Origin of the sequence: Gordonia sp. McavH-238-E (assembly GCF_022348225.1) — a bacterium.
GTDB lineage: Bacteria > Actinomycetota > Actinomycetes > Mycobacteriales > Mycobacteriaceae > Gordonia > Gordonia terrae.
On record NZ_JAKRFE010000012.1, the window covers coordinates 118495 to 134159 of the forward strand.

Annotated in this window: 14 protein-coding genes; 9 read left to right on the plus strand and 5 right to left on the minus strand. The window is 66.7% G+C overall.

Annotated features, from left to right (window positions below):
* Positions 1-5: 5 nt before the first annotated feature.
* Both MHN80_RS18980 and MHN80_RS18985 read right to left on the minus strand, forming a co-directional pair.
* Positions 6-893 (minus strand): alpha/beta hydrolase, encoded by an 888-nt coding sequence (locus MHN80_RS18980; RefSeq protein WP_239403008.1) that lies wholly within the window; start codon positions 891-893, stop codon positions 6-8.
* 11 nt (positions 894-904) lie between these two features.
* Entirely contained in the window at positions 905-2329 is a 1425-nt protein-coding gene (locus tag MHN80_RS18985; protein ID WP_239403009.1) for an APC family permease, read from the minus strand.
* A 215-nt stretch (positions 2330-2544) separates the two neighbouring features.
* Here MHN80_RS18985 and MHN80_RS18990 point away from each other — a divergent pair, with 215 nt between their 5' ends.
* The 3 genes from MHN80_RS18990 (at position 2545) to MHN80_RS19000 (ending at position 6315) form a co-directional block, all read left to right on the plus strand.
* Positions 2545-3654, plus strand: a complete 1110-nt coding sequence (locus MHN80_RS18990) for an FAD-dependent monooxygenase (protein WP_239403010.1) — start codon at positions 2545-2547, stop codon at positions 3652-3654.
* A 115-nt stretch (positions 3655-3769) separates the two neighbouring features.
* Positions 3770-4432, plus strand: a complete 663-nt coding sequence (locus MHN80_RS18995; protein ID WP_239403011.1) for a GntR family transcriptional regulator — start codon at positions 3770-3772, stop codon at positions 4430-4432.
* Positions 4433-4503: 71 nt separating this feature from the next.
* Positions 4504-6315 carry a gamma-glutamyltransferase family protein gene (locus MHN80_RS19000; protein WP_239403012.1) on the plus strand — a complete coding sequence of 604 codons (1812 nt, stop codon included), beginning with the start codon at positions 4504-4506 and terminating at the stop codon, positions 6313-6315.
* Positions 6316-6339: 24 nt separating this feature from the next.
* Here the strand turns inward: MHN80_RS19000 and MHN80_RS19005 are convergent, their stop codons facing one another.
* Positions 6340-6834 carry an Lrp/AsnC family transcriptional regulator gene (locus MHN80_RS19005; RefSeq protein WP_239403013.1) on the minus strand — a complete coding sequence of 165 codons (495 nt, stop codon included), beginning with the start codon at positions 6832-6834 and terminating at the stop codon, positions 6340-6342.
* A gap of 143 nt (positions 6835-6977) precedes the next feature.
* On the opposite strand from MHN80_RS19005, the gene pdhA reads away from it, so the two are divergent.
* The 6 genes from pdhA (at position 6978) to MHN80_RS19035 (ending at position 13737) form a co-directional block, all read left to right on the plus strand.
* Complete coding sequence (pdhA, locus tag MHN80_RS19010; protein ID WP_239403014.1) at positions 6978-8069, plus strand: pyruvate dehydrogenase (acetyl-transferring) E1 component subunit alpha; 1092 nt, start codon at positions 6978-6980, stop codon at positions 8067-8069.
* Positions 8066-9055 carry an alpha-ketoacid dehydrogenase subunit beta gene (locus tag MHN80_RS19015; RefSeq protein ID WP_239403015.1) on the plus strand — a complete coding sequence of 330 codons (990 nt, stop codon included), beginning with the start codon at positions 8066-8068 and terminating at the stop codon, positions 9053-9055. The genes pdhA and MHN80_RS19015 overlap by 4 nt, the downstream gene beginning before the upstream one ends.
* 17 nt (positions 9056-9072) lie before the next feature.
* Entirely contained in the window at positions 9073-10434 is a 1362-nt protein-coding gene (locus MHN80_RS19020) for a dihydrolipoamide acetyltransferase family protein (RefSeq protein WP_239403016.1), read from the plus strand.
* 31 nt (positions 10435-10465) lie between these two features.
* Positions 10466-11848: a dihydrolipoyl dehydrogenase gene (lpdA, locus tag MHN80_RS19025; RefSeq protein ID WP_239403017.1), complete on the plus strand. Its 1383-nt coding sequence runs from the start codon at positions 10466-10468 to the stop codon at positions 11846-11848.
* Between the two features lie 34 nt (positions 11849-11882).
* The gene (locus tag MHN80_RS19030) at positions 11883-12977 is read left to right on the plus strand and encodes a Glu/Leu/Phe/Val dehydrogenase (RefSeq protein WP_239403018.1); all 1095 of its coding nucleotides are present in this window, start codon (positions 11883-11885) and stop codon (positions 12975-12977) included.
* A 73-nt stretch (positions 12978-13050) separates the two neighbouring features.
* Positions 13051-13737, plus strand: coding sequence for an EthD domain-containing protein (locus MHN80_RS19035; protein ID WP_239403019.1), 687 nt, complete (start codon positions 13051-13053; stop codon positions 13735-13737).
* Between the two features lie 9 nt (positions 13738-13746).
* On the opposite strand, the gene MHN80_RS19040 is transcribed toward MHN80_RS19035, so the two are convergent.
* Positions 13747-14394, minus strand: a complete 648-nt coding sequence (locus tag MHN80_RS19040; protein WP_374206393.1) for a helix-turn-helix domain-containing protein — start codon at positions 14392-14394, stop codon at positions 13747-13749.
* Positions 14395-14463: 69 nt separating this feature from the next.
* On the minus strand, positions 14464-15657 hold the full coding sequence (locus tag MHN80_RS19045; protein ID WP_239403021.1) for an FAD-binding oxidoreductase: 1194 nt from the start codon (positions 15655-15657) through the stop codon (positions 14464-14466).
* Positions 15658-15665: the final 8 nt, after the last annotated feature.

Here is a 15665-nt window from a genome sequence, read left to right on the forward strand (position 1 = left end):
ATCGCCTACTCCTTCCAGGACTGTCGCAAGAACGACACCGCGTCCTCGGTCCGTGTGTCGTCGGAGAACTCGGCCGCTCCGTGATCTGCGCCCTCGACGATACGGAGCGTGCTGCGGAAGCCGGCCTCCTGGAGTGCAGTATGCAGGTTGATCGACTGCGCGTGTCCGACGCGCGTGTCCGCGTCTCCGTGGACCAGGAGGTAATCGGGCCGAACGCCCGCCGTGAAGTGCGCCGCGACGGCGGGCACGACGGCGCTGCTAGCGGCGAACAGGTCGACGATGTCGGACAGGTCAGCAGCCGCCCGTGCTCCCGTCGGTGAGGCGTCGGCTCGCAGAGATCGCGCATCGGCCACACCGTAATGCGCGATGACTGAACGAACGACCGCCGACTCGCGGCCCTCGTCGACGCCACGCCCCACCAGCCTGTCCCCGGTCACAGCGGCGATGCCGGCGAGCAGCGCGCCCGCGGAGCTTCCCCACAGCGACACCCGCTGGGGGTCGAGATTCCACTCGTGGGCGTGCCGGCGTAGCCAGCGCACGGCGGCCCGCACGTCTTCGACCGGTTCGGGGAAGCCGACTTCGCCCGCCAGTCGGTACGACGCGGATGCGACCGCGATCCCGCTGCGGGGCAGGGAGTTCCACGGTCCCATCTCGCGCACTCCGCCGACGAAGCTGCCGCCGTGGATGTAGACCACCACCGGCCACGGACCGCCGGTGGTCGGAAGATGGAGATCGAGCCGCAGGGGTCGCCAACCGGGTATCGCCGCGAAGATCAGGCCGCGGTGACTCGCCGTCGCAGGCAGTACACCCACCGGAGGCGGTGACAACAGTTCGGGAGGAGTCACCGACTCGTAGTCGATCGAGGGTGCGACGTCGGCGATGGTCCGGGGCATGGTCGTGACTCCTAGTCGAGGACGGACAACTCGTTGCGATTGCCGATGTGCTTCTGCCGCGCTGCGCCGTAGACCGCCGCGGCGATGGGGAGAAGTGGCATGAGCAGGACGATCAGCTTCGTACTACCTGTGACATCGGAGTAGTTGGCGATGATGACACCGAGGACCACCAGGAGGCACAGGCCCGACACGATGGGCGCGACGAGGACCGCCCAGACATTCGCCCGGGGGAGCTTCCCCAACCGGGCCGCCACGAGGATGCTCACGCAGCATCCGAGCATGAGGGCGGTCAACGAGATGCTGGTGACACCCGACACCATCGGAAAAAGGTTGACGATGGGATCGGCACCTGCGACGACGAAGGGTGCGAGGACCACCACCGAGATTCCCGTCTGCACCGCTCCGGCCACGGATGGCGTTCCCCATCGCGGATGCACCGACGCCAACACCGATGGCAGCAGGTCCGCGCGGCCGAGGGCGAAGTGATACCGGGCCGCCATGTTGTGGAACGCGACGCTGGCGGCGAAGAAGCTGATGGTGACCAGGACGGACAACAGATTCCCCGACCACGAGCCGAGATAGATGTCGGCGGTCGCGAAGACCAGCGCGCCCGGGTCCTCGGCGGCGACCGCCTTGACGTCGTCGAACGCCGCGACCAGCGACCAGGTGGCGACGACGAAGACGCCCACGAGCAGTGCGATAGAGGCGTACGTCGCGATCTTGATGCTCTTACGCGCCGCCCTGGCCTCTTCGCCGTAGATCGCGGTCGCTTCGAATCCGACGAACGACAGGACACAGAACGCCAGCGTCAGCGCCACGTTCCCGTCCAACATCGCACCGGGTGAGAAGACGTCGAACGACCAACCCTCCGGACGCTGGACGGCGACCGCGACCGCGAGGACGAGCAGCATCACGAACTGCAGGATCGACACGACGGTGATGAGGTGTTTGGCGACCTCGACGCCGCGCCGGCCGAACCATGCGGTCAGGACGAGCACGACGGCTGCGTAGAGGTACCAGGGCGCATCGAAGCCGAACATCGATTCGATCGTCAGGCCGAGGAAGTACCCTGTCGCCGCGGCCATTCCGGCCGCCGCCATGTTGTAGGCGGTGGTGGCGACGAACGCCGCACCGGAGCCGACGAGACGTCCGAGCCCGAATCCGATGAAGGCGTAGTACGCACCGGCATTCGTGACGTACCGAGCTAGGGTCACGAACGCCGAGGCGAACACGGTCAACGCGAGTGCGACTACCACCAGAAGTCCCACGGTTCCGGCGCCGACACCGAACCCGAGGCTCAGGGAGAGATTCGACGCCATCGCGGTGAGGGGCGCGGCGACGGCCACCACCATGAACGTCAAGCCGCATGCGCCGATCGTGTTGCGCTTGAGATGTTCGGTATGCGGGACTGGTGGCCGGCTGGTCTGTGAGGACATGGTGCCTTCGATTCCTGTGGGTTGGGGCCGGTCGCTCGAGTCTGCGAGCCGGGCCGTCGAACGGACTGCAGCGGTATACGCGAATCCGAATTCGTGTTAGAACTATTGCATCCAATTCGAATCACCGTCAATGGCGAAGGTGATTCGTAACACATCGGAAACACGCCACCGCACGGAGCGAGCTGGTGGTTCCGCACTCGGAGGAGACCCACACGATGCGAGTTCTGATTTCTGGCGGCTCGGTGGCCGGCCTGACCGCGGCGGCTCTGTTGAGCCGTGACGGTCACGAGGTCACCTTGTTGGAACGTGCTTCCGGACCGCGGCAGGGCGGGGTCGCCGTCGACGTTCGCGGACCGGCGCTCGATGTTGCTCGGAGGCTGGGCCTTCACGAACTGTTGCTCGACCATCGCGTCGACTACGAGGACCGCTTCTCGTTCGTGGACAGCGCGGGGGTGCCCCAGGCCCTCGTGACGCCCAACACCGATGTCTACGACAGCCCCGACGACATCGAGATCTCGCGCGACCGGCTCGTGGACATCCTGTCCGATGCCGTCCCCCGAGCGGTCACCACGTCGTACGGGTCCTGGATCGATGAACTCGAGGACGAGGACTCTCATGTCACCGTCGGGATCCGGGGTGCCGAGACCCGGCCTGAGGAGTTCGATCTGGTGATCGGGGCCGACGGTCTGCACTCCGGGGTTCGACGACTGGCCTTCGGGCCCGAGCACCGCTTCGTACGTCACCTCGGTCTGTATGTCGGCGTGATCCGGAGCTGCTCGACAGATCTGGGCGTTCGGGACACGACGGTCTACAACGAGCCGGGGAGGATGGTGATGGTCCGCGGCGACGGTCGGGAACAGTCCGTCATCCTCGGATACCGATCCCCACTGATCGACTACGACTACCGCGACGTCGACGCGCACCGAAGAATGCTCTTGAACGCTTTCACCGGCGACACGGGCTGGAGGTTCGGTGAGATCCGCAACGAGATCGCGTCCACCCCGGACCTCTACTTCGACGCCGTCAGCCAGACCGTCATGGACTCGTGGACGACCGGACGCGTCGCACTCATCGGCGATGCCGGGTACTGCGCATCGTTCTTCTCGGGTATGGGCACCACCCTCGCCATGACCGGCGCAGCCGCATTGGCGCGGGCCCTCGCCGAGGAGGCCACGGTGCCGAAGGCGCTGCACGCCTACTGCTCGACGATGCGTCCCGTGGTCGACGCCGCGCATGCGTTGGCCGGCGAGGGTGCCGACATCCTGTTCCCGACGACGGATGAGGACATCACCCTCCGCAATCGCCGATACGCGCTGAAGGTCTGATCGCCGCATGTCCCGCCCGGCGCCGACGCTGCCGTAAGATTGGCGCTCGTCCCGACGAGCCTGGGTGGAGGACGAGCAGGTGCTGGTGGAACCTACCGCTGACGAGCCGCTGTCGATGAGCGACTCGTTGGTCGCCGAACTCCAGCGCCGAATCCTCGACGGTCAGATCGCCGTGGGCTCGTGGCTCCGGCACGAAGCACTCGCCGAGGAGTTTGGTGTCAGCAGAACCCCTGTCCGCGAGGCTCTCCGGGTGCTCCAGGCACAGGGGATCGTCACGATCGTCAAGAATCGCGGCGCGCTCGTCGAGGGGCTCTCCGGACGCGACATCCGCGAACTCGGCGAGGTGCGTGCGGAATTGGAGGGTTTGGCGGCCGCGCTCGCCGCGGAGAACATGTCCGACGACCTGCTCATCGTCGTCAACACGGCGTGGGACGCCTTCGAGTCCGCACTGGACGCCGGCGACACCGATCGCACAGCCCTCGAGGGAACGTGGCGAGAAGCCAACCGGCGCTTCCATTCCGCCATCCTGAACGGATGCGGCAACCGTCAGCTGGGCATCACGATCAGAGAGGTCAGTCGTCGACTGCCGACCAACTCGTCGTTCGCGATCTACGCCAGGAGTTCGAGGCTGCTCCGGGACAACCTCGAGCAGCACCACGACATCGCCCGCGCGATCGAGGCGCACGATGCCCGTAAGGCGCGCGAAGCCATGTCGTGGCACATCCGATCGACGGCCGAACATCTCGCCCGATGGGTCGAGGACCAGGACCGGGCCTGACCGGTCTCTCCAGGCCACACCGGCCCGAGCAGTGATTGCATCCAATTGGCTCCGGTGTGCATACTGCTTGCATGACCCTGGCCTCCTCGACCACTCGCTTCCGTACTCCGTCTCCTGACGTCAGCAGGCCTACCCTGCGCGGGTGGTTCGGCATGGCCGCGTCGACCCACTGGATGGCCACCGGCGCGGCTCAGTCCGTGCTGGAGCGCGGCGGCAACGCATTCGATGCGGCTGTGGCCGCGGGTTTCGTGCTCCACGTGGTCGAACCCCACCTCAACGGCCCGGGAGGCGACCTGGTGGCTCTCATCGCACCCGCCAATCGAGGCCAGGCCGAAGTCGTTGTGGGACAGGGGCCCGCACCCCGGGGCGCCTCCATCGAGGCGTTCACCGCCATGGGGATCTCCGAGGTCCCCGCGGCGGGCGCCCTCGCCGCAGCGGTACCCGCGGCCGTCGAATCGTGGCTGTCGATCCTCGAAGAACACGGCACATGGCACCTGGCCGATGTACTCGCCTACGCGATCGACTATGCCCGCAACGGAATCCCGTGCAGCCCCAAGCTGGCCGGAGTCATCGAGACGATGGCCCCACACTTCCGCGAGCACTGGCCGACCTCGGCCGAGGTATGGCTGACCGACGGCATACCGGGCGAGGGGGACCTCATCCGGAACCCCGCGTACGCTTCAGTCCTCGACGAACTGGCGGCTGCCTCGTCCGCGACGTCTCGAACCGAAGGCATTCGACGCGCCCGAGAACTCTGGCGCGGGCCGATCGCGCGGTCGATCGTGTCGTTCGCATCGCGGCCTCATCGACACTCCGACGGGCGGGATCACGCCGGGGTGATCACGGCACACGATTTCGCCGAACTCAACGTCCCGCGCGAAGAACCGCTCGTCCGGAACTTCCACGGGGTCGAGGTGGTCAAGGCGGGGTTCTGGTCATCGGGACCGGTGTTGCTCCAGGCGTTGGGCATCCTGGAATCGGCCGGCCAGACCAGGAGCATCGATCCGTCGACCGTCGAGGGCATCCACACCATCACCGAGGCGATGAAGCTGGCGATGGCCGATCGCGACGCCTACTACGGCGACGCCCGCGCCCTGCCGGACATCGTCGCCGAGTACCTTCTCTCCCCCGAATACTGCGCTCGACGTGCGGGCCTGATCTCCGACGAGGCCAGCGGCGACTTCCGTCCGGGCCCGGTTCCCGGATGCCGGCCCTTCATCCCTCCCGTGTCCGAACCCGACGATGTCCCGACAATCGGGACCGGTGAGCCCACCGTCTCGCGAGATGGCGAAACACGGGGCGACACATGCCATGTCGATATCGTCGACCGCTGGGGGAACTTCGTCTCCGCGACTCCGTCCGGCGGGTGGCTGCAATCCTCGCCGGCGATTCCCGGCCTCGGTTTCTGCCTCGGGACGCGGCTGCAGATGACGTGGCTGGATCCGACCTCGCCGTCGGCGTTGACGCCCGGCCGCCGCCCGCGGACCACGCTCAGCCCCACGATGCTGTCGAGTGCCGGAACGCCCGTCGCCGCGCTGGGTACGCCGGGGGGAGATCAACAAGACCAATGGCAGTTGCTCTATCTCCTGCGCACCGTTGTCGGCGGCTACACGCCCCAGGAGGCGATCGACGCGCCCATGTTCCACACCACGGCGATCACCAGTTCTTTCTGGCCTCGGGTGAGGTCGGAGCGCGGTCTGGTGATCGAGGACCGCGTGGATCCCGGAGTGCTAGACGGTCTACGCGAACGGGGACATGACGTCGCCGTGTCATCCGGATGGTCGCTCGGCCGCCTGTCCATGGTTGGACGAGATCCGTTGAGCGGCATGCTCAGCGGAGCCGCCAATCCCCGCGGGGGTCTCGGATATGCCGCCGGCCGGTGATGCGGTGAACCGCGCGTAGTGGCTTCACGGGGCACCTGTGGCCGGCGACTCGCCTGTCGCGGCCCGTCTCAGCAACTGATGCGTGCGATAGGGGACGAGTTCCTGCATGGCGAGGCTCACGTTGGTCCGCTCCACCCCGTCGACGTCGAGGATGAGTCCCGCGACGCGGTACAGGTCGTCGGTGTCTGCGGCGACGATTCGGATGAGAAGGTCTGAGGGGCCGGATAATCCGATCACCTCGACGATCTCCGGGATGCCCGCGAGGCTCTCGGTGACCTCCGCGAGTCGGCGCTGATCGACCGTGGTGATCACGAAGGCGAGCAATGGCAGACCGAGGCTGCGCGGTGAGACCCGCCGGTCGTAACCCCCGAGCACATCGTCCCGATCCCACCGATCGAGCCTGGACTGCACGGTGTTTCGCGATACCTTCAGCCGGGCCGCGAGATCCACGCCGGTGGCTCGAGGGGTATCGCACAGGGCGAGGAGTAGGCGCGCGTCGGTGCGATCGAGATCAGGCATACCGCTCAGTGTGCCACACCACATACCCATTCCGCCTGAGCATGATGCGCAATCAGAAATAGAGCGGTTGCGCATTCAGTGCGTCGATGTTTGTCTCGAACGAACAGACTGACCAATGGCACCAACCGTTCTCAGGAGGAACCATGGCGTTCGAACTCCATGCCACCCCCGCCCAGCTCATCACCGCGGACGGGACTCGCGTCGAGGACGACGACCTGTCGCCCGCGATCGTCGACATCGACGGCGAGGCCCTCCGTGATCTCTACGAGGATCTCGTCGTGGTTCGCCGGATCGACTCCGAGGCAACGGCTCTGCAACGCCAGGGCGAGCTCGGACTGTGGGCTCCGCTGCTCGGCCAGGAAGCCGCACAGGTGGGATCCGCACGGGCACTCGACACGTCCGACTTCGTCTTCGCCAGCTACCGCGAACATGGCGTCGCCTACTGTCGCGGCGTCGATCCCACGCATATGCTGCGGTTCTGGCGCGGTTCGACCCACTCGGGATGGAATCCGCTCGAGTACCGGATGACCACTCCGGCAATCATCGTCGGATGCCAGGCCCTGCACGCGACGGGTTACGCCATGGGTTCGGCACTCGACGGAGACACCGCCGCGACGATCACCTACTTCGGCGACGGCGCCACCAGCCAGGGCGACATCTCCGAAGCCTTCCTGTTCGCGGCCAGCTACCGGGCCCCGGTGGTGTTCTTCTGCCAGAACAACCAGTGGGCCATCTCCGAGCCGGTGTCGCTGCAGACGACCGTGTCGATCGCCGAACGCGGCCGCGGGTTCGGCATCCCGTCGATTCGCGTCGACGGCAACGACGTGCTCGCCGTGCTGGCGGCCACACGACTGGCGCTCGCCAACGCGCGAGAAGGCAACGGGCCCAGCCTGATCGAGGCGGTCACCTACCGGATGGGCCCGCACACGACGTCCGACGACCCCACCCGCTACCGGGACGCCGCCCTCGACGACGAATGGAAGCAGAAGGATCCCCTCGATCGGGTGCGCGCTCTGCTGGAGCGCGAAGGGCTCGTCGACGACGCGTTCCTCTCCCGCATCCAGAAGCGGGCGGACACCACCGCCGCCGCATTGCGCAAGGGCTGCCTGGAAACCGTCGAACCCGAACCCATGTCCCTGTTCGATCACGTCTATGCCGACCCGCATCCGCTGATCGACGACGAACGCGCACAGTACGCGAGCTATCTCGCCGGATTCGAAGGATCGACACGATGAGCAACACCACCACGCTCCCCCTGGGCAAGGCACTCAACGCCGGTCTGCGGCGCGCGCTCGAGGACGACCCACGAGTCCTGTTGATGGGTGAGGACATCGGGGCGCTCGGCGGGGTCTTCCGCATCACCGACGGACTGCAGAAGGACTTCGGACCGCATCGTGTGGTCGACACGCCGCTCGCCGAGTCCGGCATCCTCGGAACGGCGGTCGGGCTGGCCATGCGCGGCTACCGGCCGGTCATCGAGATCCAGTTCGACGGGTTCATCTACCCGGCCTTCGACCAGATCGTGTCCCAGGTCGCGAAGCTGCACTACCGGACGAGCGGTAACGTGAAGATGCCGCTCACGATCCGCGTCCCCTACGGGGGCGGCATCGGCGCCATCGAGCACCACTCCGAATCCCCCGAGGGCTACTTCGCCCAGACCGCGGGTCTGCGCGTGGTCACGTGCAGCACCGCCGCGGATGCGCATCTGATGATCCGGCAGGCGATCGCATCCGACGATCCGGTCCTGTTCTTCGAGCCGAAGCGGCGCTATTGGGAGAAGGGTGAGGTCGATCTGCAGGCCCCCGCCGACTCCTACCCACTGCACCGTGCGCGGACCGTCGTCGAGGGCGACGACATCACGTTGCTGACCTATGGACCTCTCGTCACCACAGCCCGTCAGGCCGCGAAAGTCGCTGCCGAAGAGGGCACTTCGGTGGAGGTGATCGATCTGCGGTCACTGTCACCGCTCGACATGGACACCATCGAGAACTCCGTGCGCAAGACGGGGCGACTGGTCGTGGCGCACGAGGCGCCGGTCTTCCTGGGTATCGGCGCGGAGATCGCCGCCCGCGTCACCGAGCGATGCTTCTACCACCTCGAAGCCCCCGTTCTGCGTGTCGGCGGCTTCGCCATCCCGTACCCGCCAGCCAAGCTCGAGGAACACTTTCTCCCCGATGTCGACCGCATGCTCGATGCGGTCGACAAATCTACGGCCGCGTGACGGCAGAGGACCTGACGATGAGCACCATCAACACCTTTCATCTGCCGGACCTCGGTGAAGGACTCACCGAGGCCGACCTCGTCACCTGGACGGTCGGGGTCGGCGACACCGTCGAACTCAATCAGGTGATCGCCGAGGTCGAGACAGCCAAGGCCTCGGTGGAACTGCCGTCCCCGTACGCCGGGACCGTCGTCGCACTGCACGCCGCCGAAGGCGACACCATCGACGTCGGCCGGCCCATCATCGAGATCGATACCGCCGGGGAACCCGTCGATCGATCTGACGTCGAGGCCGAGTCCGCGGCCGCTGCCTCCGAAGGGGAAACGGAACGTGTCCCCGTCCTGGTCGGTTACGGGGTCGCCGGCGAGGGCACGAGCCGCCGGCGTCGAACCGGGACCACCCCGCTGGTCGACGACGCACCGTCCCCCGACACCGCCACCCGGGACATCACGCCGGTGACCACCGAAGGTCGCCGACGTCCGCTCGCGAAACCGCCGGTCCGGTTCCTGGCCAAGCAGAACGGGGTCGACCTGGCCGCGGTCACGCCGACCGGCCGGCACGGAGAGGTGACCCGTGCCGACGTGGCCGGGTACCTGTCCGACCGGACGGCGCCGTCCGCAGACGACTCCCACGTCGCTGCCGACGTCGTCGCAGATTCACCCCCGGCCACACCGCATCTCGAGGAAACCCGCACGCCGATCAAGGGCGTACGCAAACACACCGCGGCAGCGATGGTCTCCTCCGCGTTCACCGCGCCGCACGTCACCGAGTTCGTGACGATCGACATCACCGAGACCCTCGGACTACTCGATCGTCTTCGCGCCCACCGCCGGTTCGCCGAGACCCGACTGACTCCCCTCGCACTGATCTCCAAGGCGTTGCTCATCGCCTTGCGGTCGAACCCGAGCCTCAACTCGTACTGGGACGAGGACGCACAGGAGATCGTCACGAAGCACTACGTCAATCTCGGCATCGCGGCCGCCACGCCGCGCGGACTGATGGTGCCCAACATCAAGGGCGCAGAACGCATGTCGCTCCACGAACTCGCGGGGGCGCTGGTCGAACTGACCACCACGGCGAAGTCGGGCAAGACCCCTCCGGCCGACCTGGCGGGCGGGACCATCACGATCACCAACGTCGGAGTGTTCGGCGTCGATTCCGGTACGCCGATCCTCAATCCCGGTGAGGCGGCCATCCTCTGTGTCGGCGCGATTCGTCGTCAGCCATGGGAACACCAGGGCGAGATCGCCCTTCGCTCGGTCACGACCCTGAGTCTGTCCTTCGACCACCGGCTCGTCGACGGCGAACAGGGTTCACGTTTCCTCGCCGACATCGGACGCATCCTGTCGGACCCGTTCGAACTGATCGCGCTCGGATGACCGGGCGCAGACCGAAGACAGGAGAACCCTCATGACCCGCACCCCTGATGTCGTCGTCCTCGGCGGTGGTTCAGGCGGTTATGCCTGTGCGATCCGTGCCGCACAACTCGGGCTCGCCGTGACGCTGGTCGAGTCCGCCAAGCTCGGCGGCACGTGCCTGCACCGGGGTTGCATTCCGACCAAGGCGCTCGTCCACGCGGGCGAGGTCGTCGAGACCATTCGGGACAGTTCGCGATTCGGCGTGCTGGGATCACTAGACGGCATCGACATGGAACGGGTCCACTCGTACAAGAACGGAGTCGTCGGCAAACTGTTCCAAGGGCTCCAGGGCCTGATCCGGCACCACGGCATCGAGGTGGTCTCCGGCCATGGCCGGTACGTCGGCAACAAGACCGTCGACGTCGACGGCGAGCCGATCGAAGCGCGACGCGCTGTGGTCCTGGCGACCGGTTCGCAACCTCGGACCATTCCCGGCCTCCCGATCGGCGACCGGATCATGACCAGCGACGACGCCCTCGAGCTGTCGCAGATCCCCTCGCGAGCAGTCATTCTCGGCGGCGGTGTGATCGGGGTCGAGTTCGCCGGTCTCCTCGATGCACTCGGGACCGAGGTCACCGTGGTCGAAGCGCTCCCGCGACTCGTCGCGTCGGAGGACGAGTGGTCGTCGAAGAGACTGGCTCGGGCTTTCCGCAAGCGCGGGATCGACGTCAGAACGTCGACGAAGGTCCTCGATGCGCACCAGACCGGAGCCACCGTCACCATCAGCATGGATGCCGGGGAGAAGATCGACACCGACCTCCTTCTCGTCGCAGTGGGTCGCGAACCCCGCACAGTCGACAGCGGTGTCGCCCAGGCGGGCGTCGCTCTCGATCGAGGCCACATCGTCGTGGACGATCAGCTGCGAACGAACCACGACGGGGTGTGGGCAGTCGGAGACGTCGTCGCTGGACTGCAACTCGCGCATCGCGGTTTCCAACAAGGTCTGTACGTCGCCGAGCAGATCGCCGGTCACAATCCGCCCCCGCTCGAAGAGACCGGAATCCCGCGTGTCACCTACACGAGTCCCGAGATCGCGTCCGTCGGGCTCACCGAGGCGCAGGCCCGAGAGAAGTACGGCGACGTCACCACCGCCGAGTACGACCTCGCGGGCAACGGCAAGAGCCAGATCCTGGGCACCGCAGGAGGAATCAAGCTGATCCGCGCTGGCAACAACGACCAAGACGGCCCGGTCGTCGGCATCCACATGGTCGGGGACCGTATCAGTGAACTGGTGGGTCAGGCCCAGTTGATCGTCAACTGGAATGCCCACCCGGAGGATGTGGCCGCGCTCATCCACGCCCACCCGACCCAGTCCGAGGCTCTCGGCGAAGCGCATCTCGCACTCGCCGGCCAGCCGCTCCACGCCCATGGCTGACACGATCTGCCACCCCATCGAAGAAGGAACCACCTTGTCCGTCACCGTCGACACCCGCCACGATGCCCCCGACGCCGCCGTGTTCGGCCGCACCGACGCCATCCCCGGGCTCCCCCATGAACAGGTGGTCTTCTGCGAGGACGCGGCCACCGGCCTCCGAGCGATCATCGGTATCCACTCCACCGCACTCGGTCCCGCGCTCGGTGGGACCCGATTCCACCCGTACCCTGATCAGGGCGCAGCGCTCACCGACGTACTCCGACTCTCCCGCGGAATGACCTACAAGGCGGCGGTCGCGGGGGTCGATCTCGGCGGCGGGAAGGCCGTGATCATCGGTGATCCGGCGCGGGACAAGACACCCGAGCTGCTGCGGGTCTACGGCCGCTTCATCGACACCCTCGGTGGTCGGTACATCTCCGCGGGTGACGTCGGCACCGGCACCGAGGACCTCGACATCATCGGTGAATTCACCGACCATGTCGTCGGACGATCCGCGTCGGCGGGCGGCTCCGGGAACAGCGGGCCCATGACCGCTTTCGGTGTGTACCAGGGCATGCGGGCCGCGGCCGCGGCAGCCTGGGGGTCGCCGGATCTGGGCGACCGTGTTGTCGGCGTCGAAGGCGTCGGAAAGGTGGGCGCCGAACTCATCTCGTTGTTGCTGGCCGACGGGGCACGCGTCGTGGCCACCGATGTGAACCACGAGGCGTTGGCCGCGGTCGCGAACCGGTTCTCGGGGGTCGCGACATCAGGTGACCTGTTGGGCGAGGCGCTGGACGTCTATGCGCCGTGTGCCCTCGGCGGAACCCTGCATCCGCTGTCGCTGGAACGCATGACCGCGTCGGTGGTGTGCGGGGCCGCGAACAACCAACTCCTCGAGCCAGGCGTCGACGAACTGTTGCATGATCGCGGGATCACCTGGGTGCCCGATTATGTCGCGAACGCCGGCGGGTTGATCCAGGTCGCGGGTGAACGAGAGGGAGTCGAGCCCGACGCCGTGCGCAGCCGCGTGGCGACCATCTACGGAACGGTGACCGGGATCTTCGAACGCGCAGCCGCGGAATCCATCGCCCCCGGCCGTGCCGCCGATCGGATCGCGCAGACGCGTCTCGCCGAGGCCCGCGCCATGTGAGCAGACCGCGTCATCAACCCCGGCGCGCCCGAATCCCGTCCACGTACGTCAGTCGCCCGGTACCGTGCGCGGGATGACGGATTCCAAGGTGATCGTCGCCATCCGGGGCGGTGGACCCGCACGCGCCGACGTCAACGCCCTGGTCGAGCGCTGCGCGACAGCGGGCGCCACGCGCGTCCAGGTCAACATCTGCGACGACCTGGTGTCGGGCGCCATGCGCATCGACGAGCTCGACCCGCCGATCGGCGCGGTGGTGTCGTTCTGGGCGCTCGAAGCGGCGACGGTGCTCGACGCCATCGATGAGGCAGTCGACGGTCCGATAGCCGCGTGGGAGGTCACCGCGCGGACACCGCTGAATCCGGACCTTCCCGCCGACGGGTCGCGCATCGACGCGCTGTCCAACATCGCGTTCCTGCGCCGCCCTGACGACCTCGACCGCGACGAGTGGCTCCGTCGGTGGTTGGACGATCACACCCAGGTCGCCATCGACACCCAGGCCACGTTCGGATATGTCCAGAACATCGTGGATCGACCGCTGACCGAGAACGCCCCGCCGGTCGCGGCCATCGTCGAAGAACTGTTCCCGATGGCGGCGGTCAACGACATCCACGCGTTCTACGGAAGCGACGGGGACCAGCGGGAACTCGAGCGCCGGATGACCTCGATGCTGGAGAGTGTGTCGCGGTTCGGCGCGGACCGCCACCTCGACGTGGTGCCGACGTCGCGTCATGACTTCGACCTCAGCCGGTCGCGGACCTGAATCAGGCTGTCACACAGCCGAGTCCGGGAACGCGATCACCGACAGGAAGCGCACCGGCAGTTCGACGAGTTCGACGGGCCCGTGCGCCCCTTCACCGTCGAGCTGTAGCGAGTCGCCCGGTTGCATCCGATACACCGACCGACTGTGCGCGTAGTCCATGACGCCCTCGAGGACGTGCAGGAACTCGGTTCCGGCGTGCTGGAACAGCGGCTGGGTGACCGACTTCTCGGTCAGGGTGACGAGCAGGCACTCGAGGCGCTTGTGCTCGCCACGTAACGAACCCAGCAGCTCGTACTCATGCCCCTCCCGGGAGCCCTCACGAATGATCTCCGAACCCTCACCGGCTTTGACGAACACCGCCGACCGCTCCATCTCGGCGCCGCGGAACAGCGAGGTGACCGACACGTCGAAGCCGTTCGCCAGGCGGGCGAGGGTGCTCAGACTGCAGGAGGTCTGGGCGTTCTCGATCTTCGACAGCATCGCCTTGGAGATGCCGACGCGAGTGGCCATGTCCCCCACCGACAGCCCCTGCTGGCGTCGCAGGCGCCGCACGTTGTGCGCGATCGCGGTCTCGAGCTCCAGCTCCTCGACCGACTGGTCGACGGGCCGCTCCCGCGCGGTGCCGGATTGATTCCGGATCAGAGGGTCGTCCGTCACGCTGACAGCATAGAGAGAAACATCGTTTCCTGACAGTTGACACACGATGACACCCTGTGGGCGGGGAGATCAGCGCATCTCGCCGGCTCCCTCATACGGATGCAGACTCACCAGCAGGTCGTTCTCGGCGAAGCGCGAGTAGCGGAAGTCCCGCGGGTCGACGTTCTTCAGGGTGGTCGAACCGGTGAGGAGCAGATCGGCGACGAGCTTGCCGACGGCCGGCGAGATCTTGTAGCCATGGCCGGAGAATCCGGTGGCAAGGAACAGGCCGTCGACCGGTGCGGGACCGATGACGGGGTTGTAATCCGGCGTGACGTCGTATGCACCGACGTAGCTGCTGGTGATTCGTGGGTCGGGCATGTCGGGGAGTCGGTGGCCCATTTTCATCACGATCTTGTCGATCGTGCTCGAATCCGCACGATTCGCGTAGTTGTCGGGATCGATGTATTGCGGCGCGGCATGATCCGAGTTTCCCACCAAGAGTTCACCGTTCGGTTCCCGGCACACATACGACAGTCCTGCGAGATCAGACAGGACCGGCACGACCGGGGTCGGTTCCCCCTGATCGACGAGAACCAGCTGGGCGCGCTGGGCCAGGACGTCGACGGGCACTCCGACGGGTTCGGTCAGCGCGGGTGTCCATGGTCCCGCTGCCACAATGACGGAGTCGGCGTAAATGAGCTCGCCGTCGGCCATCTCGGCCCCGATGACACGACCGCCGGCGCCGGTCAGCAGCCGGGCCACCGGCGAGGACTGCCTGATCTTGACACCCAGTTGGCGGGCGGACGCACCGAACGCCATTCCTGCCATGTAGGCCTCACCGCGTCCACCAAGTGGCTCGTAGGCGAAGGCCGCGAAATCGTCTAGGTGCAGTCCCGGCCAGAGCTCGGCCATCTTGTCGTGGGCGATGAGCGAGACGTCGATGCCCAGTCCTTGCATCATCGCGACATTCGCCTCCAGCGGGGCGACATTGTTCTCGCCGACACCCACGACGTACCCGCATTGCTGGAAGGACATGTCGTCGCCGAATATCTCGGTGGCGCGCGTGAAGATGTCGATCCCGTACCACGACATCGCCGCCAGCGATGGGGTCCCGTAGTGGCAGCGCACGACGCCGCTCGACTTTCCGGTCATCCCGGAACAGAGGGTGTCGCGTTCGACGACGAGGACGTCGCTCACGCCCTGGTCGGCCAGCGACCAGGCGATGGCCAGGCCCTCAAGTCCTCCGCCGACGATGAGGAATCTTGTTGTGGTGATGGTCATGTGGGTCA

Coding starts and splice junctions, on each gene's coding strand:
- MHN80_RS18980 (WP_239403008.1), bottom strand. CDS start 893: ATGCCCCGGACCATCGCCGACGTCGCACCCTCGATCGACTACGAGTCG.
- pdhA (WP_239403014.1), top strand. CDS start 6,978: ATGGCGTTCGAACTCCATGCCACCCCCGCCCAGCTCATCACCGCGGAC.
- MHN80_RS19005 (WP_239403013.1), bottom strand. CDS start 6,834: ATGCCTGATCTCGATCGCACCGACGCGCGCCTACTCCTCGCCCTGTGC.
- lpdA (WP_239403017.1), top strand. CDS start 10,466: ATGACCCGCACCCCTGATGTCGTCGTCCTCGGCGGTGGTTCAGGCGGT.
- MHN80_RS19015 (WP_239403015.1), top strand. CDS start 8,066: ATGAGCAACACCACCACGCTCCCCCTGGGCAAGGCACTCAACGCCGGT.
- MHN80_RS19035 (WP_239403019.1), top strand. CDS start 13,051: ATGACGGATTCCAAGGTGATCGTCGCCATCCGGGGCGGTGGACCCGCA.
- MHN80_RS18985 (WP_239403009.1), bottom strand. CDS start 2,329: ATGTCCTCACAGACCAGCCGGCCACCAGTCCCGCATACCGAACATCTC.
- MHN80_RS19020 (WP_239403016.1), top strand. CDS start 9,073: ATGAGCACCATCAACACCTTTCATCTGCCGGACCTCGGTGAAGGACTC.
- MHN80_RS18990 (WP_239403010.1), top strand. CDS start 2,545: ATGCGAGTTCTGATTTCTGGCGGCTCGGTGGCCGGCCTGACCGCGGCG.
- MHN80_RS18995 (WP_239403011.1), top strand. CDS start 3,770: ATGAGCGACTCGTTGGTCGCCGAACTCCAGCGCCGAATCCTCGACGGT.
- MHN80_RS19000 (WP_239403012.1), top strand. CDS start 4,504: ATGACCCTGGCCTCCTCGACCACTCGCTTCCGTACTCCGTCTCCTGAC.
- MHN80_RS19045 (WP_239403021.1), bottom strand. CDS start 15,657: ATGACCATCACCACAACAAGATTCCTCATCGTCGGCGGAGGACTTGAG.